Genomic DNA, 24,783 nt, shown 5'->3' on the forward strand with positions numbered 1-24,783 from the left:
AACTATCCAAAGAGATATCACTTAGACGGTTGAGAAGACCGACCTCAAACACCCCCAAGGAGAACAGGATGCGCCCCACCACATCCGGAAGAGACGGCGGTGAGAGAACCTTACCTACACCGTTAGGTTCTGGTGCGTCTGGTACGCGCATTACTAACAAGCCCTCGCAACAGCGGCATAGCTCTTTAGGGACCGGGGTACCCCGCTGGAGCTCTGGGCTTCAGACAAATATTGTGGTTCCTCACGAAGAATACGATCTGCGAGAAGCGACCCGTGCTCACGGTCGCAGCTTTCTGGGAATGTTGAGGATTCGCCTAAGATACCTTATCCGCACACGGCGCGAAGAAGGATTTCTTTACAGCGCATTTGACGTTATGATGCACATGCCTGTTGCCCTGATCGGTATGACCCTTTTTCTAGTAATTGCACGAAATCTGCATACAGTGCATGATGGCGGCTATGCTGTAGGGGCTCTTGCCTTTGCCTATACCCTCAAGATCTCGACAACCCCGATTTTGGAGCGTTATTGCGGTCTTAGACTCGTATTAGGAGGCAGTGCGGTTCTGCATATTCCTGCGGTACTGTACCTCATGCATCTGTCAAATATGCTGGCTACAGAGGCCGCAGCCTCGGTCACGACTTTTGAGTATGCGGCGGCATGTATGCTGGCGGGCTACACTCTTCCACCATGGCCTGTAATTGTGCATGAAGCTCGGTATAATCCCACAAAAATTTCTGATCCTGAGTGGCTTTTTGCCATGGTTGCATGGACGAATGTCGAAAAGCTGGCGCTGTATCCTCTGGCTGCATTTGTCTTGGTGCTTCTGAACAGCCTTATGGGTATTAACGCTGGGTTCTGGGCGGCTATTTTATTGGCTGGTTTGTTAATATTTGTTGTCATTCTTATCCCCAACGTACTTCCTAGAACTCCAAAGTCGCTCCCCTCAGATTCGGACGTGGCGCGAGCAGATGGAACCGCACAACCGCATGTACAGGAAACACCCTCAGATTCTATAAGTATGGTTCTGATCTTGGGACTCATGGTTATCAGCGGATGCATCGGATCTATCGGTTCAGCTCTGCTGGGATTCGCTCTCAATCACAATGCATTATCGCTCTACCCCTTGATGATTACAATATGCTTGGGGACGGCTGTTATCACTATGCTTCCGGTGCTTTTAGGCGCAGATAAAATTGTTCCTTGGCACGGTTGGCTTTCGAGCGGCGTTGTGCTCACACTGGCTGCACTTTTACTGCCTACTGTCGATCGAATATCAATGATGATGGTAGGCCTAGCAATCTACGGCGTGGCGTTAGGAATTGTTGTTGGCGGCCATAAATTAGCTTTGGCGCATGTGCTGGTACGCACTCCCGACACCCAGATGAGCTTCTATATTAGTGGTGCTATGGCGCTAGGGCTTACTTTTGGCGCTACCTGGGGAGGGTACCTGGGAAGCGGCCCCTACTACCGTAACGCCTTTATCGTTCCGATCGTTGCCGCTTGCCTGTACTTCTGCATGGGGCATCTTTACGGGTATCTCTGGCGCCGCCGCTACGAGGAACAACTGGCGCCATTAGATGACTGATCAGCCAGTAGGGCTTACCCTCGTGAATAATATAATGAGGTGGTACAAGTTTTCGAGAGGAAAACCTGTACCACCTCATATATGAGCAAAAGAGCCGTGAGATTCTTAGTGCCCGCGTTTTTTCCAAGCGTCTAGATCGGGTGCCTCTACACCGATGCCTGTGGAGTCTCCGTGACCCGTGAGAACCGCCGTAGAAGCAGGGAGAGTGAGTAACTTCGACTCGATGGAATCGATAATAGTGTCGAAGTTACTGTATGAGCGCCCAGTCGCTCCGGGACCGCCCTTGAAGAGAGTATCGCCCGAAAAGAGTACGCCTTCGCTGTTCTCCCAGCTCAGTTCAGGGGCGTAGAAGCAGACTGAGCCGGGGGAGTGCCCGGGGGTTGCGATCACATGAAGCTCCGTAGCGCCAACACGGATTTTCTGCCCGTCATGCAGGGACTCGTCGAAGTCCCAGGAGGGGTACACCATCTCCCAGAGCACCCGATCCTCAGGGTTCAGGTAGACGGGTGCTTTGAAGCGCTCGGCGGCTTCCTTCGCGGAACGAATATGATCGTCATGGGCATGGGTCAGCAGAATTTTTTCGACCGTACGCTCACCCACTTTTTTCGCAATCTTATCTATATTATGCGCGGGGTCGATAATGGTTACGTGTTTATTATCGCCGATAATCCAGACGTTGTTATCGACTTCCCAGGTACCGCCGTCAAGCGAAAAAGTTCCGTGCGTGACGACCCGTTCGATAGTCTCAGCCATGAAAAAGTTCCTTCCCCGGTTTTTAGAGTTCTACAACGGAGCGCAACACGCGCCCGGTCTTCATGGTTTCAAAGGCATCATTGACGTCTTCCAGTTTAATACGCTCGGAGACAAAACCGTCTAGATCGAGGCGACCGAGCAGGTACTGGTTTACGAACTCGGGGAAGTCGCGCGAAGGCAGGGTGTCACCGTACCAGGCACTCTTAATGGATCCGCCGCGTCCAAAAACCTCATCCAGAGGAATATCCCAGGTAGTGCCAGGTTCAGGAACTCCCACAAGTACCACGCGCCCGGCAAGATCGCGTGCCTCGAAAGCCTGCTTGAAGGTGGGTGCGATACCTACGGCATCTATTACCAGATCCGCACCAAACCCGCCGGTCAGCTCCCGAATAGCCTCGACCGGGTCTACCTTGGCTGAGTTTACGGTGTGGGTTGCACCCTGCTGGCGTGCGCGTTCGAGCTTATCGTCATCAATATCAACGGCGATAATGGTAGTTGCCCCGCCCAGCTGCGCTCCGGCAATTGCAGCGGTGCCCACGCCGCCGCATCCAATAACGGCCACAGATTCTCCGCGTTTGAGCGCACCCGTGTTGAGAACAGCACCCAGGCCTGCGGTCACACCGCACCCGAGCAGTCCAATAGCGGCGTACTGCTCGGGGGAAATATCGGCGGTAATCTTCGTGCACTGACCCGCTGCGACAAGGGTTTTCTCGGCAAAAGAGCCAATGCCTAGGGCAGCAGTGAGTTCGGTGCCATCCTCCAGAGTCATTTTCTGGGTTGCGTTATGGGTCGCGAAACAGTACTGCGGCTCGCCCTTACGGCATGCACGGCATTCACCGCAGACTGCACGCCAGTTGAGAATTACCAGATCGCCGGGAGCAATATCGGTGACATCCTCTCCAACTGCCTCAACAACAGCGGCAGATTCGTGCCCCAACAGGTAGGGGAAATCATCGCCCACACCGCCTGCAACATAGTGGTGATCTGTCTGGCAAACACCGCAGGTAAGAACCTTCACGAGAGCCTCGCCCGGACCGGGATCGGGTACATTAATAGTCGTTACGGTAACGGGCTCGTTCTTGGCGAGCGCTACAACAGCTTTAACCTTGTGCATGCTTTGGCTTATTCCCTTCGGGATCGTTGATGAAGAAGTTTTCGGGACCTCGTGCGGCTTTACCCGTCGCATAGAGCATTTATGACCACATGTTCTGACGCATCAAGATTTCTTGATACGTCTTTCCATTCTAGGGCTATCACTAGGGTCTGTACATACGAATAGCTATAAGCTAAGCGTGTTGGTGCGCATGAAAGATGCTTATACTGCTTGCCGGTCACTTCCCAGAGAATCGCGCGCAAAGGCTAAAGCGTTGCGCCTAAAAACGCCTGAGGTTAAGGCGCTCACATGATCCCGCCCCGGAATATCAAGAAATTTTAGATACGGATGTACCCTCTGGAGCAGGGGATATAGCCTACGTCCGTCAGCAGCGATGGAGTCTTCGGAACCGATTGCGATCAGCAGAGGAACACGAGGGTACGGAAAAGGCGGGTTAGCAGCGTGAATAACGGGAATGCGCGTAGAGTCTGCAAGCGCAGACGGCAGTGAGAAGAACTCGCCGAAGGGTATATGCACAAAATTAAGGAGAGCATCGGTGCGCAAAGGTGAGGATTCAATAATGCTGGTAAAGGCTTCTTCTGTCGCAGGATCTTGGGTAATGGCATCATCAGCACACGAGGCGGAAAGCATAGAGCGCAGGGCTTCGAGGTGATTGTGCAGGGGCATACCGCCCAGAATAAGCGATGCAACGCGAGATGGGTGCCTCAGAGCGAGCTCCCACCCTACCCTAGATCCGAAGGAAAAACCCACACCATGTACTTGCTGGATAGCAAGTTCGTCAAGGAGAGCAGAAAGCGTATCAGCGAAGAGAGCCATGCCGTTTTGCGGTGAACCATTTTCTGACACTGTGGTCTGGATGACCGGAAAAGTACCGTGTTCTTCGATTGTTCCCACCGGGAGTTTGGCATCTACCGTAAAGTTGGGGTCTTTGAGGTATTTTTGCCCGTGAAAAGGTAAATCGATGGTCAGCACGGGTATACCTGTCCGAATGTACTGGCGGATCCAGCCGGTACCGCCCCAGAGCTGGTCGCTACGGGTCGCAAAGCCGTGCAGAAACAGAACGGGAGTTGTACCTTTTTCCGCGTCTGCAGGTGTGTAGCGGGTGTATTCAAAAGGCGGTATGGGAGTCTCACACATATGTATATTTTTGCACCTGCGCGCGCTGATTGTGTAGACGAAAATATATATGACGTGTGGGGCGAAAAATCACGTTTATGACAAACACAATCGTGGTGGGTGCGGTGTATTTCCGCCAACTACCACGGGTCTATCCGGTAGTGCATGTGCCGCTCATGCTGCACTTAAAAAAGCGTGTCTCGCGAAGAGTCTTGACGCTTAGAGCTGCCGTTTTGAGGATTATCGCTGTGTGGGGTGGAATCGCTGGTATGTTTTTGAGAGGACTGCGAAGCCTTCTCCTTCACCTCCCCAGAATCCTCAGAGGATTGTGTCTCCGTCGCCCCTGCACGGGTATCGGAAACAGCCTGTCGAAGCATCTCAGTGTTGGTAGAAACAGCAGTCTGCACCCGTTCGAGGATTGAGGGCTCGGGCGGTTTGGGAAGCGTCTGCTGACCGCTTGCAAGATCTTGGATCTCTTGGGCACTTGAGCTTAGGGCCTCTAATTTTTCCTGGTACTTGGTAATGGCTCGGGTGTCGCGGGGCTCTACACGCAGTTTTCCGTCGATATCCTCACCCGCCACAATTTGGCGCATCCGTTCAAATTCAGCATCGACATGGGCACCAAAGACCAGCATATTGTTCATGATCCAAAGGAACACCAGCATGACGATGACACCACCGATAAGTCCGTAGGTAGCGTTATATTTGCTGAAATTATTGGTGTAGATGGTAAAGCCTAATCCGCCTAATCCCATGCCAAACAAGGCGATAACGGCTCCCGGCGAGGTCCACCGAATTTTAAGACGCCGCACATTGGGTGTTGCAGTGTAGAGCATCGCAATGAGAAATACCGCAAGAATGAGAATTAAAACCCAACGCCCATTGAGCCACAGAACCTTGATGAGTTCTATATCTACTCCAGGCATATAGGGTGCAACCCAGTCGAGAACTGAGGCCCCCAAGAGGAACATCAGCATCATGAGAACCACAAGCACTATCACCCCGGTAGTGATGAGTACGTTATAGGGTTTGAGGAACCACCCGGGTCGTCCTTCGCGTACTCCGTATACGTTATTGAGCGCACGCCCGAAAGACCCTACATATCCGGAGGCAGACCAGAGCGCACTGAGAATACCAATGATTAATGCAAACCCGGCGCCTTGTCCATTGGTTAGCTGATGAATAGGTCCTTCCAGAATCGAGTACATTTGCTGAGGGGCACGCTCTTGGAGGAACTCTAAGATTACCTTGGCGCTGTCTTCTCCCTGCCCAAAAATTCCCAGGAGTGATAGGATCGCGAGCAGAGCAGGAAATGCAGAGAGCACCGTGAAATAGGTGAGTGCTGCGGCTAGATCTGTTCCCCCGTGCGCTCCAAAGGAAAAACCCGCGCGTCGAAAGATATAGGCGATACTGCCCTGAGGAAATTCGCGTATTTTTACATATTCTGAATGAGGAAGTGATTTTTTGCGGTGTCGTGCCATAGGAGCGTTCCTTGTCTTGGTGTTTGCGTGCGGCGCTTAGGAGTACCAAGTACTTGTGGCAATAATACAGGAAATAGTTTTTCTCATGAGGAGGAACGATAGAGCGCGGCACGTATGAGTTCTCTCCACTGAAGAGTTTTACTATTACTTAACAGCGAAAACCTCCATCCAAAAACCTGTGTATGGCAGGGAACAGGATGAAGGTTTTCGAGTCAGTACCTCAAGTTTATCTTAGTTGGCGATATCTAATGTATGTGCAGTGTGAGCCATAATTTCGTCAGCGAGATCCGGATTATCGTTGAGTTTAACCCCATACCCCGGAACCAGAGCACGGATGCGCGACTCCCAACCTGCAAACTGAGAGGGAAAGCACCTCTTGAGTAGGTTCAGCATAATGGGTGCTGCGGTTGAAGCCCCCGGTGATGCGCCAAGCAGAGCGGCGATAGAACCATCGGCCGAAGAAACAACCTCGGTGCCAAATTGCAGAATTCCGCCCTTCTTCGCATCCTTCTTCATAATTTGCACACGTTGACCCGCTTCAATGAGTTCCCACTCGTCGCCGTTAGCCTCAGGGTAGTAGCGGTGCAGGGACTCCAGACGCGCATTCTTATCTTTAACCAACTCGGTGAGCAGATATTTGACGAGCGACAGGTTATCGAGACCCGCACGAGTCATGGGATAAATATTGTGCAGACGAAGTGAGAGAGGCAGGTCAAGGAGAGACCCTTGCTTCAGGAAATTAGTCTTGAACCCAGCATAAGGCCCGAAAAGCAGAGAGCGCTTGCCGTTAACATACCGAGTATCCAAATGTGGAACAGACATGGGAGGAGCGCCTACGGACGCCTGACCGTACACCTTTGCATTGTGCTTAGCGGCGGTAATTTCATTGGTGTTGCGCAGGAACAGACCCGAAACCGGGAAGCCGCCGTATCCCTTACCTTCCTCAATCCCAGACTTTTGGAGCAGGTGCAAAGCACCGCCTCCAGCGCCGAGAAAAACAAATTTAGCGTGGATTTTCAAGGGTTCTTCGGTATTAATGCGGTTAATGGCAGAGATAGTCCACGTACCGTCAGATTCACGGTCAAGGTTCTTAACCTCGTAGCCGTAGCGTACTTCGACTCCCTGAGATTGCAGATAGTCGATCATGCCGGAGGTAAGCGCACCAAAATCAACGTCGGTACCTTCCGGAGCCCAGGTAGCTGCGACCGGTTCTCCTTCGGAGCGGCCCTTGACCGTCAAGGGCGCCCATTGAGCAATTTGGTCGCGTTCCGTGGAGAACTGCATTCGCTCGAAGAGCTTCTGCTGGCGGAAGGAATCGTAACGTGCCGCAAGGTACTTGGAATGATCTTCGTCGAATACAAGGGACATATGGGGTACAGGGTGGATGAAATCGTTATTGGGCAGAATACCTTCATTCACAAGGGAAGCCCAGAACTGACGTGAAATCTGGAACTGCTCATTAATACCTAAGGCTTTATCGGCGCTTACTTTTCCGTCGGGACCAGCGGGGGCGTAATTCAACTCGCACAGTGCAGAATGACCGGTGCCAGCGTTATTCCACGGGTTCGAGGACTCCTGTGCGGGCTTATCAAGGCGTTCCAGAAGAGTAATATTCCAGGTGGGTTCCAACTCCTTCAAAAAGACACCAAGCGTTGCGCTCATAATACCGCCGCCCACAAGGACGACATCGGTCTGTTCAGTACGTGCTACCACTGATACTCCCAGGGGTTTGGTGCCCGGCTTTGGGCACGGTCATATGACAGTTGTATGACTCTAGCGTACTCCCTGAGGGTCTGTAGGTACACATTCCACTGAGAAAAATCCAGAATCAGTAATGTAGTTCACAAAAGAGTGAGGAAATTCTGCAAAATACATTAAATTCCACAACTGAAGCCTTAGGAAATTCGCACTTTAGCAAAGAGCTCGATAGCGCTTTGTTCGGTTTCGTAGCCAATAATACGTCGATTAATACCTATGTTAGACGTAACGTTCAAAAGTGGGACCGCAGGCATAAATGCCGCTAAATCCTGGTTGATGGAACGATATTTTTCACGTTGTTCGTCTAAAGAAGTGGCGCTGTCGGCTTCGCGAATCTTACTCATAATCTGTTCCAGCGTAGGCGCAGGTTCTACCTTTGCAGGAGTAATGCTGGGAGACGGGGTAGGCGATGTCTCGGCTTCGGAACTGTCCTTCGGGGTAGCGCTTGCTGACGGCGATGGAATCGGAGAATCGGTGGGATGTGCCTTCGCCTCGGGGGTATCGTGCGATACGGGGTTTAATCCCATAGCATCGATCCACTGCGCCACCAGAAGAGGCGCAAGAACCGGCCCAAGAAAAGCGTAAGGATCACGATAGGTTCCATAGAAACCACCGAGGAGAATGCCGCGAGTAGTATTTATTTCCGTAGCGCGGGCATGATAATCGGACCAGTTCAGCGGAATAGGTTTAATATTGAGCCCAATATCGAGAAGAGCTCCGATCATCTCAGAATAGACTTTTTGGGGTGACATAATCCACGGAAGCGAAACATCAATAGGGTAGTAGCATTCGATAGTTTCGCCTGTGTAACCTGAGGCTGCGAGCAACGATTTTGCTTGGTCAACATCTCGCTTATACAGACGTTCCAGAGAGTCATCCGAGGTACGAAAAAGCCTAGGCATAAGGTGCAGCGCTTCAGAAGTTCCAGAAAGGTAATATCGGATGAGGGCACCGCGATCGACAGCTCGCGCGATAGCTCGGCGCACCGAAATATCTTTAAGAACCGGATGCGCAAGGTTGAACCCCAGATAAAGAAGCGAGAAGGGATCACGCAGCGGGTACAGGAACCCTTCACGCCCCAGAGGCCCTAAGTCATTGCCGCTTACTTGATCGCAGGCATCAACTTTATTGTCTACGAGAGCATAGTAACGCTTGTCGGAAGAATTGAGAGTCGAGAAATGTATTTCGTCGAGTTCAATCTTTTCCTGCTTGATACTCACAAATTTATCGTTGCGTATGAGAACGATATCGGTATTTTGCGAAGTGGGCGTTGAGACTTTAAAGGGACCAGTACCAATGGGTACTTCTTTGATGCGATGGTTTTCGGTAAGTGCCTCGGGTGAAACGATGCCGAAAGCCGGTTGGGTCAGAATCCTCAAGAATGCTTGTGAAGGGCGCACAAGCGTAAACACAAGTTTGGAGTCGGTGACGCGCACATCGGAAACTAGGGGAGCATAACGTAAAGGTATCTGCTCGGTGCGTTCATCAGTCTTTGGTGTATCGGCCTTGGGTGTATCTGTGTCTTCCTGAGCCGCAGGGGTTTGCGTTGCGGCGGCAGACGGTGAAGAGCTTGTCTCCTGTGATGCTTTACCTGCGTGTGGCGAGTTGGAGTGCACAATATTACCAAAACCCCAGCCGTAGAGTGGCTGAAAGGGAACGCAGCGAGCCGCCGTTTCTGGGGATGTTGCTAACGCCTGCCACCGCTGTACATTACGCAGTACGGCTTCTGCCGTAAGGGGAGTGCCATCGCTAAATGAGACCCCTTCCCGGAGCGTAAACGTATAGGTCAGACCATCTGGGCTAATCGTCCACGAGGAGGCAAGCGCCTCCTGCGGAACGCCCGTGTAATGGTCGGCACTCACGAGAGTTTCAAGAATCTGTGCTGTTACACGGTACGTCGGAGAGACCGGGTCAAAGGCGGGATCAAGAGAGTAAGGTGCCGCGCCTTGAGCAAATCTAAAGATCCTGCGGGTCTCTCCTGAACCGTTGTCGGGTGCCGAATCACCGCAGGCCGTCAAAGTATAACCCGCTGCCAGAAGAGACCCTAACCGCAGCGCAGTGCGGCGGCTGATACCGCTATAGCTGATACCGGAGGCATCGGTTGGGGAGAGATGATTCACGGACAAACCCTTCCATGGTGATTACTGAACCGTGATAGGTAATGCGTGGTTGATAAGGCGTTTATGTCTGGGCGAAAACACTATTCTTTTAGAATACAACGTCACGATTTAATGTCGCGATACTCAAAGAGGGTTTTAGGCACGACTCACAGCGAATTATAGGCTTAGGGATATAGCGCCAGGGTACTCTGCTGTGCGGTATATAACAAAAAGCCCGCAACTTCTTCGATAAGAAGACGTTGCGGACCCAAGATTGGTGCGCGAGGGGGGACTTGAACCCCCACGCCGTAAGGCACAGGAACCTAAATCCTGCGTGTCTGCCAATTTCACCACTCGCGCGGGGAGCAAAGCTACCTAGGAAAGTCTACACGAGGACGTAAGACTATACAAACGGAAAAATCCGACTATTTGGGGTCAATGCCAAGGTCACGGCGTAGCTTAGCAACATGGCCGGTGGCGCGTACATTATATTGCGCCAGCTCTATGATGCCCTGCTCATTGATGACGAATGTAGATCGGATAAGTCCTTCGTAGACTTTGCCATAGTTTTTCTTCTCGCCCCATGCGCCATAGACAAGCGCAACAGCGTGATCGGCATCGGAGAGAAGGGGGAAAGTGAGAGACTCTTTGGTGGTGAACTTCTCTAGGGCTGCGGGTTTGTCGGGAGAAACGCCTAAGACAACGTATCCGAGCGATTTCAAAGAGGCAAGGTTATCTCGAAAATCGCAAGCTTCTTTGGTGCATCCGGGTGTTGATGCCTTGGGATAGAAGTAGAGAATGACCTTATGCCCTGCGTAATCCGCTAGGGAATATTGCTGACCGGTATAATCTTCCAGGGTAAAACTTGGGGCTTTTGTGCCTGGTTCTAGTCGGGTGCTCATGGTTTCTCCTTAAAAGTAGAGGTTCTCGGTATTGCATGTGTTGCCGTAAACGTTCTCTTTAGTGTACGGGGTTTATAGGATCTCTGGGATATTTTTTTGTGAGGGTGCGCCATGAGATGAGGCGCTGCGGTGCCATCGAGAGCATGAGCGACAGCAAGAAATAAGAGTTTGTGTGAAGCGTCACTTATATGTAACTTGCGTGAAATATTAATTATCCGTATAGTATTTATCTGTTGTCGTACGAATGCGATACATCACCCCAAGTAAGCGCCTCTAGCTCAATTGGCAGAGCAATTGACTCTTAATCAATGGGTTCTGGGTTCGAGTCCCAGGGGGCGCACAAAATAAACCCCGTCGGTTATGGCGGGGTTTTGTTGTATACCATAGTGATTTGCAATCGTGATGCTGGACGTCGATGTTCGCCAAAATCGCTGACTACAGCCGTGTTCATAAGTTGCAAAACGCGCTTGATGCTCGTATAGTATTTATCTGTTGCCGTTGCGAAGCTGCAATATTTGTTACCTAAGCGCCTTTAGCTCAATTGGCAGAGCAATTGACTCTTAATCAATGGGTTCTGGGTTCGAGTCCCAGAGGGCGCACAGAATAAACCCCGTCACTATCTGTGACGGGGTTTGCTTTTTATACAGTCCGGCTGGATTAGTGTATATGCATTATCCGTGACAGCCCTGTATGGTACAGGCCGTTTAAGAGCCTAGAGAACAGGCCAGCGTGAGGTTACAAACTCGCGGAAAGCAGAGACGTCGCGACTCTGGTTGAGAACACCGGTCCCGTGAATGGTGGTAATCTCAGGCGCATCCTCAAAAATAAGCAGGAAAGAGCTGCCGTTCACCGATTCAATAGCCACCGAATGTTCACCTACCCGGTATGCGTGCAGCGCATTTGTGTTATCAATGGTGGATGCGGTGCCAGCAGGCGTAACATCTGGCATGCGGATAGGGGCGATAATAACCTCGTCAGGAACCTCTTGGTAGCCCACCAAAAAATGCTCCTGCATAGGTTCTTGGTGTTGGTCGATATCAGGGTTACGGTAGATGGCGCTTCCGGTAGCGTAGACCAAGTCGTAGGCCCCATAGTTAATAATCTGCTCATCGAATGCAGGGTGGAGCACCTTGATGAGCTGTTCTCCCGTAAGAGCCTCGGCGCTCTGTGGTTGGTTAGACTGCTCTGGTGTAGGGGAGGGTGAAGCAGCCAGGTTTTGCGAGTCGGTCATGTACTCATCTTACCGGCGAAGGCGTTCTACGTCACTGTATCACGTCACATATTTACCTGGGGGATTACTGGAGCTCGCAGATTACCGCAAGAATCAATTATTGTCTGTGCCGGTGCTGACCTGAGTCAGGCTCTCTTGGGCGCTGGGCATACAACAGGATATCCTACAGAGCTGGGTAAGAGCTCGAAAATATATCGAAAGTACACGCAATGCGAAGAAATTAGAGAAACTCTCATAAAAACGGCGTGGAAATTTGACTCATGACATCAAGAGCGAGACTATATAAAGGTGCAAACACGCAAGACGCAGCGAATTCTTGGCCTTGTCGTCGTCGCCTAGGGCGCTTCACAAGGTAGATTTTCTGTGAATAGAATGTGCGCCCTTCGCAACACCATAGCGGAGGGTATTTTTATAGCTAAAGGCGCCCGACCGGAGCCTACAGCGAGCGAAACAGTGCGTAAGATACCCGAACAGACGGGCTTCACGCGCATCTGTCGAGAACTAGAAAACAATACAAACGAGGCATCATTATTATGACCACGGGATTTTCGATTAACTCCGCGGGTAGTGGGCAGGCTGAAGAAAAAGCCCCTGCTGCCGAACGCATGACCGGCTCGCAAGCGATTATTCGTACACTCGAACTTTTGGGTGTTACCGATGTCTTCGGTCTGCCAGGTGGCGCAATTCTGCCCACCTACGACCCCTTGATGGATTCTTCCAAAATTAACCACATCCTCGTTCGTCATGAGCAGGGGGCAGGGCATGCGGCTCAAGGGTATGCAACTTCCACCGGCAAAGTCGGCGTGTGTATTGCAACATCAGGGCCGGGCGCCACAAACCTGATCACCGCGATCGCGGACGCCAATATGGACTCCGTTCCGCTGGTAGCTATCACCGGTCAGGTTTCCACCAAACTTCTGGGCACCGACGCCTTCCAAGAAGCGGATGTGGTGGGCATGACTATGCCGATTACCAAGCACTCCTTCATGATTTCTGATCCGCAGGATATTCCGCGTGCGCTCTCTGCCGCGTTCCATATCGCCTCCACCGGACGCCCCGGCCCCGTGCTCGTGGACATCACCAAGGACGCGCAGGTCGGTATGATGGAGTTCAACTGGCCCCCCAAGGTTGAGGTACGCGGGTACACTCCCGTAACCCGTGGTCACTCCAAGCAGATTCGTGAAGCGGCCAAGCTCATCAGTGAATCCAAACGTCCCGTACTGTACGTTGGCGGCGGTATTATCCGCTCCGGTGCATCCGAGGAGCTGGCAAAGCTCGCCGAAATTACCGGGGCTCCCGTGGTGACCACGTTGAACGCCCGTGGTGCTTTCCCAGACTCCAACCCGCAAAACCTGGGCATGCCTGGTATGCACGGCACCGTTCCCGCCGTGTTCGCTATGCAGAAATCCGATCTGCTGATTACTCTAGGGGCTCGTTTTGACGACCGCGTGACCGGTAAACTCGACTCTTTCGCCCCCGAAGCCAAGGTCATCCACATTGACGTAGACCCGGCAGAAATCTCCAAGATTCGCTTCGCAGACGTGCCGATCGTGGGTGATTTGCGCTATGTGCTCCCCGAACTCAACGAACTGCTCTCCACCGAGTTCGCCAATAAGTTGCCGAACTTAGGCGAGTGGTGGGTTGAACTTGATACCATCAAGAACGACTACCCCCTTGGGTACACCAAGACCGACGACGGCTTGGGATCCCCCCAGCACGTATTGGAGCGCCTGAGCGCCCTCACCGGTCCCGATGCTTTCTACGTGACCGGCGTGGGACAGCATCAAATGTGGGGCGCACATTTCATCGGCCAAGAGAAACCGCGGCATTTCCTCAGCTCAGCAGGACTCGGCACTATGGGATACTGCGTTCCCGCCGCTATGGGCGTGAAAGTTGCCAACCCAGACTCCGTTGTGTGGGCTATTGATGGTGACGGTTGTTTTCAGATGACCAACCAGGAACTTGCCACCTGCGCACAGAACAACATTCCCATCAAGGTTGCCGTGGTCAATAACTCCTCGCTGGGTATGGTGCGTCAGTGGCAGGCACTCTTCTACGATGGTCGATACTCCAACACCCATCTGCGCACCGGGCACGGAACCGACCGCATCCCTGACTTTGTGAAGCTTGGCGACGCCTATGGATGCGCCACTTTCCGCTGCGAGAGGGACGAAGACGTGGACGAGGTTATCAAACAAGCGCTCGCTATCAACGACCGTCCCGTGGTGATTGACTTTACCGTGAGCCCCGATGCCATGGTATGGCCGATGGTGCCCGCCGGTGTATCGAACGACCTCATCCAAATCGCTAAAAACACGTCACCCGATTTCGGTCGAGAAGAGGGAGAAAACTAATGAGCCTGCACACCCTATCCGTTTTAGTTGAAGACAAACCCGGTGTGCTCTCACGCGTGACCGGTTTGTTCTCTCGCCGCATGTTCAATATTCAGTCTTTGGCGGTGGGTCCCACTGAGGTTCCCGACGTTTCGCGCATCACAATTGTTGCTGATGGTGAGCCTGAGACTTTGGAACAGCTTACTAAGCAGCTCAACAAGCTGATCCATGTGCTTAAGGTGGTGGAGTTAGCCCCAGAGACTTCAACACAGCGTGATCACATCATGGTTAAGGTCAAGGCGGATGCCGCCGCTCGCCTGCAGGTTGTGCAGGCCGCTGACCTTTTCCGTGCTTCGGTTATTGATGTCTCTACCGAGTCCGTAGTGATTGAGGCAACCGGTTCTCCCGAAAAGCTTAACGCCTTGCTTGATGTTCTTGAACCTTACGGAGTGCGAGAGATCGTGCGTGCTGGGACCATTGCACTCTCTCGTGGTCCACGTTCCATGAGTGAACGTATCTAACGCTAAAACCCTGTCAGGATGTGGGAGGCGCCGCCCACGGTTCGATACTTCCCGCATCCTGAGATTTATCACAGAACGCCCATGAGCGGCGCCACGTCTAGTAAACTTAACGCCTGAGCCTGAGTTCGGGCTAAACCTATTATTTTGAGGAGACAAAATGGCAGCAACCATTTTCTACAACGACGATGCAGACCTCGCCCCAGTCCAGGGACGTACCGTTGCGATTATCGGTTATGGTTCTCAGGGACATGCACACGCTCTGAACCTGCGTGATTCTGGAGTCAAGGTTATTGTTGGTCTGGCTGAGGGCTCCAAATCCCGCGCTAAGGCTGAAGCAGAAGGTCTGCGTGTAGCTACCGTTGCTGAAGCTGCAGCTGAAGCGGACCTCATCATGATTCTGACCCCGGACCAGGTACAGGCTCAGGTCTACAAAGAGAGCATTGAACCTAACCTGAAGCCCGGCGATGCTCTGTTCTTCGCACATGGCTTCAACATTCACTTCGGGTACATCACCGTTCCCGAAGGCGTGGACGTGGCTATGGTCGCTCCGAAGGGCCCCGGTCATACCGTGCGTCGTGAATATGAAGCAGGTCGTGGTGTGCCCGCTCTCGTTGCTGTCGAGAAGGACCCGTCCGGTAAGGCTCTGGAGCTTGCTCTGTCTTACGCTAAGGCACTCGGTGCAACCCGTGCAGGTGTTATCAAGACCACTTTCACCGAAGAAACCGAGTCTGACCTCTTTGGTGAGCAGGCAGTGCTGTGTGGTTCGCTTTCGCAGCTGGTTCAGTACGGTTTCGAGGTTCTTACCGAGGCAGGATACCAGCCTGAAATTGCATACTTCGAGGTTCTGCACGAACTCAAGCTCATCGTGGATCTGATGATTGAGGGCGGTATTGCTAAGCAGCGTTGGTCCATTTCCGACACCGCCGAGTACGGCGACTACGTCTCCGGTCCTCGCGTGATTTCTCCTCAGGTCAAGGAGAACATGAAGGAGGTTCTCGCCGATATCCAGAATGGCGCCTTCGCAAAGCGCTTCATGGACGATCAGGCCGCAGGCGCACCCGAGTTCAAGGAACTGCGTGCTAAGGGCGAGTCTCACCCGATTGAAGCTACCGGTCGCAAACTGCGCGAGCTGTTCTCGTGGAACACTGTTGACGATGACTATACCGAAGGTTCGGTGGCTCGCTAAGCACTAAGCTACTAGCGTTTCTGGGGGTGTCTATCATGATGGTAGGCACCCCTTCGTGTGTGCTTGGCCTTTGAGATATTTACGGCTACTAATAGCAATGCTCTGGAATTTCTTTCCTATCGTATATACCACCTACCTGAGCGGCTGGAGCTATATGGTGCTGTTCCTGTTACTGGACAAAACAGGTAATGACGAAATCGGTTGTGTGCTGGCTCGGGAAGGTGCTCTCATTAAACCAGGGCGCAGGTGGAAACACCTGCACAACCCAGCAATGACCATAGATAGAAACGTTGAAGGAGAGCTTCCTGTGAGCGATATTGTTGAGAAAGCTACTGCCCTTGTTGAAGAGCTCTATGCTGAAAACCCATTACCCACTATTAGGATTAAGCCCTCTGAGGCTGCTGAGCCGCTGCCGGTGACCGTCTCGAAGTTCGGGGGAGTGCCGTATCTGCCCGCTGGGGTGGAGGCGCCCACCGACTCGGACGGGGTGCCGATGGGCATGGTTGCGCAAATCAACTGTACTGAACTACCTGAGAATCCCATTTATCCGCCTACCGGCATGGTGCAGTTCTGGGTGAGCACAAACGTATGTTGGGGGATAGATAAGGAAGAGAATCACCGTGTGATCTACTATCCTCAGCTGGGTGAAGCGAATCCGGATGCGGTAGCGACTTGGGAGGATCATGAGCGAGACTTCTGGTGGCCTATCAAAAGTGAGTGTGCACTCGAATTTACGACGCCTGGGCGGGAAATATTTGCCCCGAACGATTCGATAAATCACCCGCTGCTTGAGAAGTGGAACCAGGCATACCCGGAACAGGCTATTACGAGTCTTGATGACTTTGATGTATATGTGGAAGAAATTGAGGATTTTACTGGTTCAGGGAACTACTCAAGGCTTGGTGGGTTACCGGACTTTATACAGGGTGATCCACGCCGAGAAGAGCCTGAAAACTCTGATATCCGCAGGCGTACCGTGAACCTGTTAACGATAAACTCGAACATAGGCGTGCTCTGGGGTGATTGTGGTACAGCGAACTGGGTGATCGCCCCGGACCGGTTGGCAGCACGTGACTTCTCACAGGTCTTCTATGAGTGGTCATGCAGCTAGCGGGCCCGGCGTACAGCGTACTGTTGTAAACGCAGGCAGCCCCTTCGCACATTCTGCCTGCGGAGGGGGCCTGCTACTGCAGCTGTGGTTGTGTGTGGGTACATGACGGCGGCTTGTCGCATTACTGTTTCGCCGCATCTATGCTGAAAAACTGCGGTAAGATTAATAATTATGAGTGTTACCCCCTTCTACATCACGACTGCGATTTCTTACCCCAACGGAAACCCCCACATCGGTCATGCCTATGAGACCATTGCCGCCGATGTGCTGGCACGTTTCAAGCGACTCGACGGTTTTGACGTGCGCTTTATGACGGGCACCGACGAACACGGGCAGAAGATGCAGACCACCGCTGAGAAACAGGGGAAAACCGCCAAAGAACTCGCCGATGAGAACTCCGCCCGTTTTAAAGCTATGAACGATGCTCTCGGTATTAGCTACGATCGCTTTATTCGCACTACGGATCCGGACCATTATGAGGCATCCCAAGCAATCTGGAAGCGTATGGAAGAGAACGGGGATATCTACCTCGATAAATATGCCGGATGGTACTCTGTGCGGGATGAAGCCTATTACGCCGAGGACGAGACCGAAGAACGCGACGGGCAGCGCTACGCCATTTCTACCGGAACGGAAGTCGAATGGACTGAGGAAGAATCTTATTTCTTCCGCCTCTCAAAGTACGCCGATAAACTTCTAGAACTCTATAAAAATGAAGGGTATGTTTTCCCTGAATCGCGTCGCAATGAGCTGATCTCATTCGTCAAGGGCGGTTTGAATGACCTTTCGATTTCACGCACCACCTTCGACTGGGGTGTCCCCGTGCCCGGCAACGATAAACATGTCATGTACGTGTGGGTGGATGCGCTGACTAACTACCTAACCGGGCTTGGCTACCCCAATACGGACGGGGAACTGTTCACGAAATATTGGCCCGCTGATCTGCACCTGATCGGTAAGGATATTACTCGATTCCACTCTATCTATTGGCCTGCCTTCCTCTGGTCTGCCGGTCTTGAGCTGCCCAAACGTGTTTTTGGGCATGGGTTCCTTCTGGTCAATGGCGAGAAAATGTCGAAGTCGGTGGGTAACGTGGTGGATCCCGCGGATCTTGTGGCAGCGTTCGGGCTGGATCAGGTCCGATTCTTCCTGATGCGCGAGGTCTCTTTCGGACAAGACGGCTCGTATTCCGAAGAATCCATTATCAACCGCATCAATTCTGATCTTGCGAATAACCTGGGTAATCTGGCGCAGCGTTCGCTCTCAATGGTTGCCAAGAACTGCGACGGTAGGGTACCGACCCCTGGAGAATTTACTGAGGCTGACCGCAAGATTCTGGCCGGTGCTTCCGCACTTTATGAACCGGTGCGGGCAGACTATGATGAGCAGGCGTTCCACCGTGCCCTAGAGCGCATCTGGACTGTGCTTGCCGATACGAATGCTTACTTTGCGGAACAGGAACCGTGGACTCTGCGCAAAAACGGCGAGTTTGAGCGCATGAATACCGTACTCTATGTGACTCTTGAGGTGGTCCGTCAGGTTGCCATTCTGATGCAGCCGGTGATGCCCGGTTCGATGGAGAAACTTCTTGACTTGCTGGGGGTAGCAGAAGGGGAGGAACGCCTTTTCGCTGCGCTCCCTAAGAACCTGACAGCTGGGAAGGAGCTTCCTGCACCGACACCGGTTTTCCCGCGATACGAAGCGCCAAAAGAGGCATAGAATCACACTATAAAGTACAGAATATCCCGGAACCTCCAAAGAGGTTCCGGGATATTTTTGATAGTGAGGGCTCCCGGTATTGTCTAAAACACCGGGAGCCCTCACCCGTTGCAGGATCTAGCCTACCTGATTAGTGGGAACTCAGCCCCTCTACCGGGGATTGTCGCGCCGACCGGAAGGCTGGGATAGCTGATGCCGCGAACGCAGCGATGATACCCACGATGAGCACGAGAACCAGACCGCTGACAGGTAGAACTACTGCCATCGCCATGGACTCGCGAGTAGCGTGTACCAGTACTTGAGAAAGTACAAGGCCTATACCCACACCCGAAACGATACCCATCGCCAACGCGCCGAGAGTAATCATGACAGCCTCGGTCGAAACCATACGCCGCAGCTGCTTGCGGGACAGGCCCAGCGAGCGGAGCATCGCATTCTCCCTGCGACGTTCGTTCACCGATAGGGTCATAGTATTCGCCACACCGATAATGGCGATCACAATAGCCAGTGCCAGCAGGATCAAGGCACCACTGAGCATAATAGTCAGCATTTGGTCATTATTCTTGCGAATCTGAAGACCACCTTGAAAATCGGTTCCGTTGTTTGCCTTGGCAAGCTCCCCTTGAAGCTCGGTATTATCGCTTGATGACAGTGGAGTGCTTGCCCGCACCAGAACCATGGTTGCTGTACCGCGTGCTGCGAAACTACGCGCCAAGGCGGGGTTTTCCTGAGCCGCTTTCATGAGCGCTTCTTGGGCGGCGGGATCGTCTGGCAATGCCTGATTACTAGCGGCCTGCGGATCAGATGCATTCTGTACCTGGGCACCGGTTTCCGGTGATACCACGAAGAATGGTTCCTTAGTGTTTGCCTTGACGGGTTTGAGCTCAATCTCGCCAAGAGGGCCGCTGACCTTAAGACGAGTGTTGTTATCGAACTTACCCAGATCCCAAATATCCTGGGGGACGAGTACCTCATCATTCTTTAAATTGGTACCTGATTCTCCGGTTGCTACCTTGTGCAGATCATCGTTGCTAAGCGCGATTACATTGTCTTTGAGATTGGCGGAGTCTGCGTTATCGGGTTTTGCTGTGTATTCGATAACGCCCGCAGCCGAACCGACGCTGACAGCCTCAACATTCTTCGTGCCCCTGATCTTATCAGCAACTTCGTGAGCCTTTGTCACGCTTGCGCTGCCGTTAGTTGTGGTAGATTCACCGAAAGGAGCGTATGCCGAAATCGGCGATATCCTATCAATCTCTTGGGCAATGGAGGCGCTCATCACTGAGTGGCTGGTGAGAACAGCGGAAATAACCAAGGTTCCTACCAGCACGGCTCGCCCAGTGGAAACCGTGCGTTTGGGTGAGCGCAAGGAATTTGCTAACGCCAGTTTACCCGTTTGCCCGCGCAGAGCTACGCCGAAAAAACGAACCAGAGGGATGAGAACCCACGGGGTGAGAAGAAAGACTGCTATGCCGAGGAAGAGGCATGCCAGCAGTACGGAAGAGATAGCGGATCCGCCGTCTTTATTCCCTATAGCCGCGATAGCGATAATAACGCCTGCAAGAGCGGAGAGAACACCGAAGATTCCTCCTAAAACGCTAGGTTTCTTGACCGCCTGGCTTGTGCTTGCGCTCATGGCACTAATAGGGGAAATACTCAGTGCGGTGCGCGCCGGTATAAGTGAAGCGAGTACGGTCACAGCGGTGCACATGAGTACGCCTGCAATAAACGCCGTGGGGGAGAAATTGACGATGAACGAGCTGAACATCGCGTTTAGAATGCCACCGACCGCGTATACCAGTCCTGAACCGATGACTGAGAAGAAGACCCCAATTATTAGTGATTCTATGAGGAGCATCCGCACCAGCGAACCACCGCGGGCACCGAGAGTACGCAGCAGGGCGAGTTCGCGTACACGCTGCCCCACCAGCACCGCGAAGGTGTTCGAAATGACGAACGAAGAAACCAACAGAGCCAGAATTGCGAAGGCGATAAGAATGGTATTCAGCGAGTTGAAGAGCGTTGAGAACTGTTTCTTAAGGTGATCTATCATCTGCGTGTTAGAGAGCACCTTGGGGGTGGTGTTTTTATCACCGGTGTTCAGTTCTTTCTGCAGCGCGTCACGCGAGTCCTGAGTATTGTTCTTGAGCTTAATGAACGCCTGAGGCGCCATGGGTTTAGCGGGGTCTGAGACGATCCCGCCCTCTTCCTCTGCAAGCTGACGCGCGGTATCCGCAAGACCGGTGCCACCAATAAAAACGTTGTCGCTCATCTGTGAATCTGAGATACCGGTGTTAAAGGTAGCTGTGAGGGTGTACTCGGTGTCTTTCGCGCTATCCTTATCGGTGGCTGAGGTGACGATATTGGGCATGGTTACCTTATCGCCAATTTTCAGGTTGTGTTTCTCGGCGAAACTCTTAGCGACCAGGAGTTCGGTGTCTGTGGACGGGAGATTCCCCTCAATATCAAAGGGTGAAAGGTCCTTTGACGGTGGCGCAGAACCGTATGCTACCTTCTCCTTATCGGCTCCGTAGGTGCCGGAAAAAGTGTATAGAATCCAGGATGAGCTAACCTCAGGAGATTCCTGAATCTTCTTAACCGTGTCATTGGACATCGGGAACTTAGCGGTTGAGTTCTGATTATCCTGGTCCATGACACCCGCAGAGACCACCATGTTCTCGGAGTTAGCGTAGACATCACCGATAGTCGCATCCATCGTGGCCTGAAGCGATGCGGTAAGCATCAGCACCGCCGAGATGAAGAACGATGAAATGGCGATACCAATACCCGTGAGAATGTATTTCTTCTTGGAGGAGCGGATATTTGCCCGCGCCACCGTATTAAGCGTTGCAGCCAATGTTATTCACCTTCCAACTGGCCCATAGCCTGAAGCACCGCGTCGTGGGTGGGATTAAGCATTTCGCCAGCAATCATGCCGTCTTTGAGGAAGACCACGCGGTCTGCGTAGGATGCTGCGTGTGCATCGTGCGTTACCATGAGGATGGTCTGCTGGTGCTCGGTTGCTGCATCCCGGAGAAGCCGTAGAACCTCAGCTCCGGAGTTTGAATCGAGGTTGCCGGTGGGCTCGTCGGCGAAGACGACGTCCGGGCGGGAGAGCAACGCACGCACAATAGCGACGCGTTGCTGTTGACCACCGGAGAGCTGTTCGGGACGGTGATCCAGACGTTTTTGCAGCCCTAGGGTTTGAACAAGGTAGTCGCGCCACACCGAATCGGGCTTTTTACCGGCCAAGCCGAGCGGCAAATCGATATTCTGCCCGGCGGTAAGGGTTGGAACTAGGTTGAAGGCCTGGAAAATGAACCCGACATGCTCACGGCGGAATTCGGTAAGCTGATTATCTTTTTGGCCGTAGAGGTCGGTATCGCCGATGCGAATAATCGTCTCTGGATTACGATCAGGAGTATCGAGCGTGGCGAGAGTTTGCATCAGGGTTGATTTACCAGAGCCGGAAGGCCCCATGATGGCGGTGAACTTGCCGTACTCGAAGTCGATGTTCACATTGTTAAGGGCATGAACGATGGCTTCGCCCGTGCCGTAGGTCTTGGACAGATTACGTGTTGCTACCGCAGGTTCGTATGCGGGAATTGTTGATGTGCTCATGAGTTAATTGTTTCAAGATTGCAAAAATATATCCCCTGACATTTGTCATCCTTTGAGCTGAAATTCTTGAAGGCAAAATAAATGGCACTCATACTTTTGGATGAGAAATACTAGGGATCGAAAAAAGCAAGCCTCCGTAAGGATGAAAATACCCACGAAGAAGAAAAATAATTAAAATAAAAAATTTAGAGTCTATGCAATAATTATGGACGGTATTTTGATCCCTAGAAAGTAAGAATATATAGACTATTTAGATCTATAAAAGTGGGTTTTCTAAGTTTTATATCTGGGACTTCTACACGTAAAAATAATTCGGGAGCACGAACCACATAAAAAGGGCAAACTCCCTAATGTGGGGAGTTCGCCCTTTTCGATGCAGGTCATTTTGCCAATCGACTAGCCTCGCATGCCCTCCACAGGGGAGAGACGGGCCGATCGGGCCGCTGGTAATATCGAGGCAACGAACGCCGATACCAGACCTACCAGCAGAACAAAGAACAATCCAAGGTAAGGAAGATCAATGACGACTTCAGTAGAAGAACTGGTACCTGCAATCACAACTTTAGCGGCGGCAATACCAATTCCAACACCCGCGAGGATGCCTAGGATCACGGCTCCTAAGGTAATCAGAATTGCCTCGGCTGAAATCATGCGACGCAGCTGTTTGCGGGAGAGACCCAGTGAGCGAAGCATCGCATTCTCGCGGCGACGCTCGTTCACCGACAAAGTCATCGTATTGGCTACACCGATAATCGAGATGACTACGGCCAGGGCAAGAAGAACTAAGGTGAAGATCAGCATGATCATCATAATCTGATCAAATTGCTGGCGTCCCTGCAAACCACCGGTGAATTCGTTACCGTCATTAGCCTTGGTGAGCTGTTCCTGAAGAGTCGAGTTTGCACTTGAGGAAAGCGGTGACTTGGCGTGAACGAGCACCATAGTCTGGGCACCGGTAGCACCACTTGTCGATGATGCAGCAGAGCTCTGCTCCCCAGCATCTGGGGTAGCTTCTGCAGGAACCTGAGCGTTTTCAGGAGCCTGTGATGAATCTAGCAGAGGCGTTGGATCTGAGGCGTTCTGCAGCTTGGTACCGGTCGTGGGATTCACAATATATAGCGACATATTGCTGCTGGTGGACTTGATAGGTTTTAACTCTACCGTCCCCAAGGGACCACGTGCTTTAAGGCGAGTGGAGTCATTGAAGTGGGCATTATCATAAAGGGCAGCCGAGACAAGCACGGTATCATCTTCAAGCTGATGTGACCCTTCAGTCGGAATGACCTTTGTGAGATCGTCGTGGCTGAGTGCTACCAGATTCTCGGTGCGATTCTGTGCTTCACCACCGTCTTTCGGAGGGACCGTGAAATCAACGGTACCCGCTGCAGAAGCCACAGCAACACTATCGACGTTTTCCAAACCGCGAACTTTATCAGCGACAGAGCGCGCCTTATTGACGCTCTCAGATCCTGCTGTAGGTCCGGTACCGTAGGTGGCTGCCGCAGAGATCGGGTATAGCTTATCCATCGCGTTCGCCACGGTGGACGTCATGATGGAATATCCGGTCAGTACTGCGGTGACGACAAGCGCGCCTACCAAGACCGCGCGCCCGGTCGAAACGGTACGTTTCGGGGAACGCAATGCATTTGCTACCGCCAATTTTCCGGTCTGGTTGCGGAAGACTGAGCCCAGGACACGGACAAGGGGCAGAAGAAGCCACGGGGTCAGCATAAAGACCGCAATGCCCAGCAGAAGCGCGGCAATCATAACGAGAAGAACAGAGGTCCCTGCATTTGAGCTATCGTTATTCTGCGTGATGGTATTGAACGCAAGGATCATGAGTGCACCGCCGCCAGCACCGATAATAAGACCCGCAATAAGGCCTGCGATGTTCGGCTTCTTGACCGCCTGAGCCGTAGTTTCGCCCATCGCGCTGATGGGAGAAATCTTCAAAGCGGTACGTGCTGGAGCGAGCGAGGCAATAACCGTGACCAAGGTGCACAGTACAACACCGACAACAAAAGCCATCGGATCGTAAGAAACCATGAAACTATTATTGGATAGCGCACTCAGCAATGCCGCGATCGGATACACGAGAACCGCGCCGATAGTGGAGAAGATGACGCCCACAACAAGCGATTCAACCACAAGCATACGTACCAAGGACGAGCCCTGTGCCCCTAGAGTACGTAACAACGCCAGCTCGCGGATGCGCTGTCCCACCAGCACCGCGAAGGTGTTCGAAATGACGA

General features: G+C 52.4%; 17 protein-coding genes and 3 tRNA genes. 8 read left to right on the forward strand and 12 right to left on the reverse strand.

What is annotated here, in order from left to right; genetic code table 11:
• The first annotated feature begins 68 nt into the window (after positions 1 to 68).
• Complete coding sequence (locus HMPREF2554_RS05305) at positions 69 to 1,586, forward strand: hypothetical protein (protein WP_246826012.1); 1,518 nt, start codon at positions 69 to 71, stop codon at positions 1,584 to 1,586.
• Positions 1,587 to 1,691: 105 nt separating this feature from the next.
• On the opposite strand, the gene HMPREF2554_RS05310 is transcribed toward HMPREF2554_RS05305, so the two are convergent.
• The 8 genes from HMPREF2554_RS05310 to bcp all read right to left on the reverse strand — a co-directional run bounded on the left by HMPREF2554_RS05310 (position 1,692) and on the right by bcp (position 10,809).
• Positions 1,692 to 2,339: an MBL fold metallo-hydrolase gene (locus HMPREF2554_RS05310; protein ID WP_013399314.1), complete on the reverse strand. Its 648-nt coding sequence runs from the start codon at positions 2,337 to 2,339 to the stop codon at positions 1,692 to 1,694.
• A gap of 22 nt (positions 2,340 to 2,361) precedes the next feature.
• Positions 2,362 to 3,453: an S-(hydroxymethyl)mycothiol dehydrogenase gene (locus HMPREF2554_RS05315; protein ID WP_070554291.1), complete on the reverse strand. Its 1,092-nt coding sequence runs from the start codon at positions 3,451 to 3,453 to the stop codon at positions 2,362 to 2,364.
• A 201-nt stretch (positions 3,454 to 3,654) separates the two neighbouring features.
• Entirely contained in the window at positions 3,655 to 4,590 is a 936-nt protein-coding gene (locus tag HMPREF2554_RS05320; RefSeq protein WP_070554293.1) for an alpha/beta fold hydrolase, read from the reverse strand.
• 164 nt (positions 4,591 to 4,754) lie between these two features.
• Positions 4,755 to 6,050, reverse strand: coding sequence for a YihY/virulence factor BrkB family protein (locus HMPREF2554_RS05325; protein WP_070554296.1), 1,296 nt, complete (start codon positions 6,048 to 6,050; stop codon positions 4,755 to 4,757).
• 231 nt (positions 6,051 to 6,281) lie between these two features.
• On the reverse strand, positions 6,282 to 7,763 hold the full coding sequence (locus HMPREF2554_RS05330; protein WP_070554299.1) for a malate:quinone oxidoreductase: 1,482 nt from the start codon (positions 7,761 to 7,763) through the stop codon (positions 6,282 to 6,284).
• Positions 7,764 to 7,945: 182 nt separating this feature from the next.
• Positions 7,946 to 9,928 (reverse strand): ABC transporter substrate-binding protein, encoded by a 1,983-nt coding sequence (locus HMPREF2554_RS05335; RefSeq protein WP_070554301.1) that lies wholly within the window; start codon positions 9,926 to 9,928, stop codon positions 7,946 to 7,948.
• Positions 9,929 to 10,182: 254 nt separating this feature from the next.
• Positions 10,183 to 10,267 (reverse strand) — tRNA-Leu (locus HMPREF2554_RS05340).
• A 65-nt stretch (positions 10,268 to 10,332) separates the two neighbouring features.
• A complete protein-coding gene (bcp, locus tag HMPREF2554_RS05345) occupies positions 10,333 to 10,809 on the reverse strand; it encodes a thioredoxin-dependent thiol peroxidase (RefSeq protein WP_013399308.1) in 477 nt (158 codons plus the stop codon).
• A 267-nt stretch (positions 10,810 to 11,076) separates the two neighbouring features.
• On the opposite strand from bcp, the gene HMPREF2554_RS05350 reads away from it, so the two are divergent.
• A tRNA-Lys gene (locus HMPREF2554_RS05350) sits at positions 11,077 to 11,149 on the forward strand.
• Positions 11,150 to 11,335: 186 nt separating this feature from the next.
• Positions 11,336 to 11,408, forward strand: a tRNA-Lys gene (locus tag HMPREF2554_RS05355).
• 113 nt (positions 11,409 to 11,521) lie between these two features.
• Here the strand turns inward: HMPREF2554_RS05355 and HMPREF2554_RS05360 are convergent.
• On the reverse strand, positions 11,522 to 12,040 hold the full coding sequence (locus HMPREF2554_RS05360) for a hypothetical protein (protein WP_013399306.1): 519 nt from the start codon (positions 12,038 to 12,040) through the stop codon (positions 11,522 to 11,524).
• 533 nt (positions 12,041 to 12,573) lie between these two features.
• Here HMPREF2554_RS05360 and HMPREF2554_RS05365 point away from each other — a divergent pair.
• The 5 genes from HMPREF2554_RS05365 to metG all read left to right on the forward strand — a co-directional run bounded on the left by HMPREF2554_RS05365 (position 12,574) and on the right by metG (position 18,910).
• On the forward strand, positions 12,574 to 14,394 hold the full coding sequence (locus tag HMPREF2554_RS05365) for an acetolactate synthase large subunit (protein ID WP_013399304.1): 1,821 nt from the start codon (positions 12,574 to 12,576) through the stop codon (positions 14,392 to 14,394).
• Complete coding sequence (ilvN, locus tag HMPREF2554_RS05370) at positions 14,394 to 14,894, forward strand: acetolactate synthase small subunit (RefSeq protein WP_004004952.1); 501 nt, start codon at positions 14,394 to 14,396, stop codon at positions 14,892 to 14,894. The genes HMPREF2554_RS05365 and ilvN overlap by 1 nt, the downstream gene beginning before the upstream one ends.
• 157 nt (positions 14,895 to 15,051) lie before the next feature.
• Positions 15,052 to 16,080, forward strand: coding sequence for a ketol-acid reductoisomerase (gene ilvC / locus HMPREF2554_RS05375; RefSeq protein ID WP_013399303.1), 1,029 nt, complete (start codon positions 15,052 to 15,054; stop codon positions 16,078 to 16,080).
• Positions 16,081 to 16,387: 307 nt separating this feature from the next.
• On the forward strand, positions 16,388 to 17,191 hold the full coding sequence (locus tag HMPREF2554_RS05380; RefSeq protein WP_041322160.1) for a YwqG family protein: 804 nt from the start codon (positions 16,388 to 16,390) through the stop codon (positions 17,189 to 17,191).
• Positions 17,192 to 17,362: 171 nt separating this feature from the next.
• Positions 17,363 to 18,910 (forward strand): methionine--tRNA ligase, encoded by a 1,548-nt coding sequence (metG, locus tag HMPREF2554_RS05385; protein ID WP_013399301.1) that lies wholly within the window; start codon positions 17,363 to 17,365, stop codon positions 18,908 to 18,910.
• 130 nt (positions 18,911 to 19,040) lie between these two features.
• Here the strand turns inward: metG and HMPREF2554_RS05390 are convergent, their stop codons facing one another.
• From HMPREF2554_RS05390 to HMPREF2554_RS05400, 3 genes are all read right to left on the reverse strand, one after another.
• Positions 19,041 to 21,767 carry an FtsX-like permease family protein gene (locus tag HMPREF2554_RS05390; RefSeq protein WP_013399300.1) on the reverse strand — a complete coding sequence of 909 codons (2,727 nt, stop codon included), beginning with the start codon at positions 21,765 to 21,767 and terminating at the stop codon, positions 19,041 to 19,043.
• 2 nt (positions 21,768 to 21,769) lie between these two features.
• Entirely contained in the window at positions 21,770 to 22,531 is a 762-nt protein-coding gene (locus HMPREF2554_RS05395; protein ID WP_004004947.1) for an ABC transporter ATP-binding protein, read from the reverse strand.
• A 396-nt stretch (positions 22,532 to 22,927) separates the two neighbouring features.
• The coding region (locus tag HMPREF2554_RS05400; protein ID WP_070554304.1) for an ABC transporter permease at positions 22,928 to 24,783 on the reverse strand (1,856 nt) is incomplete at its 5' end.

Origin of the sequence: Rothia sp. HMSC071F11, from assembly GCF_001809115.1 — a bacterium.
Taxonomy (GTDB): Bacteria; Actinomycetota; Actinomycetes; order Actinomycetales; family Micrococcaceae; genus Rothia; species Rothia dentocariosa.

Coding starts and splice junctions, on each gene's coding strand:
- HMPREF2554_RS05305 (WP_246826012.1), top strand. CDS start 69: ATGCGCCCCACCACATCCGGAAGAGACGGCGGTGAGAGAACCTTACCT.
- HMPREF2554_RS05310 (WP_013399314.1), bottom strand. CDS start 2,339: ATGGCTGAGACTATCGAACGGGTCGTCACGCACGGAACTTTTTCGCTT.
- HMPREF2554_RS05315 (WP_070554291.1), bottom strand. CDS start 3,453: ATGCACAAGGTTAAAGCTGTTGTAGCGCTCGCCAAGAACGAGCCCGTT.
- HMPREF2554_RS05320 (WP_070554293.1), bottom strand. CDS start 4,590: ATGTGTGAGACTCCCATACCGCCTTTTGAATACACCCGCTACACACCT.
- HMPREF2554_RS05325 (WP_070554296.1), bottom strand. CDS start 6,050: ATGGCACGACACCGCAAAAAATCACTTCCTCATTCAGAATATGTAAAA.
- bcp (WP_013399308.1), bottom strand. CDS start 10,809: ATGAGCACCCGACTAGAACCAGGCACAAAAGCCCCAAGTTTTACCCTG.
- HMPREF2554_RS05360 (WP_013399306.1), bottom strand. CDS start 12,040: ATGACCGACTCGCAAAACCTGGCTGCTTCACCCTCCCCTACACCAGAG.
- HMPREF2554_RS05365 (WP_013399304.1), top strand. CDS start 12,574: ATGACCACGGGATTTTCGATTAACTCCGCGGGTAGTGGGCAGGCTGAA.
- ilvN (WP_004004952.1), top strand. CDS start 14,394: ATGAGCCTGCACACCCTATCCGTTTTAGTTGAAGACAAACCCGGTGTG.
- ilvC (WP_013399303.1), top strand. CDS start 15,052: ATGGCAGCAACCATTTTCTACAACGACGATGCAGACCTCGCCCCAGTC.
- metG (WP_013399301.1), top strand. CDS start 17,363: ATGAGTGTTACCCCCTTCTACATCACGACTGCGATTTCTTACCCCAAC.
- HMPREF2554_RS05395 (WP_004004947.1), bottom strand. CDS start 22,531: ATGAGCACATCAACAATTCCCGCATACGAACCTGCGGTAGCAACACGT.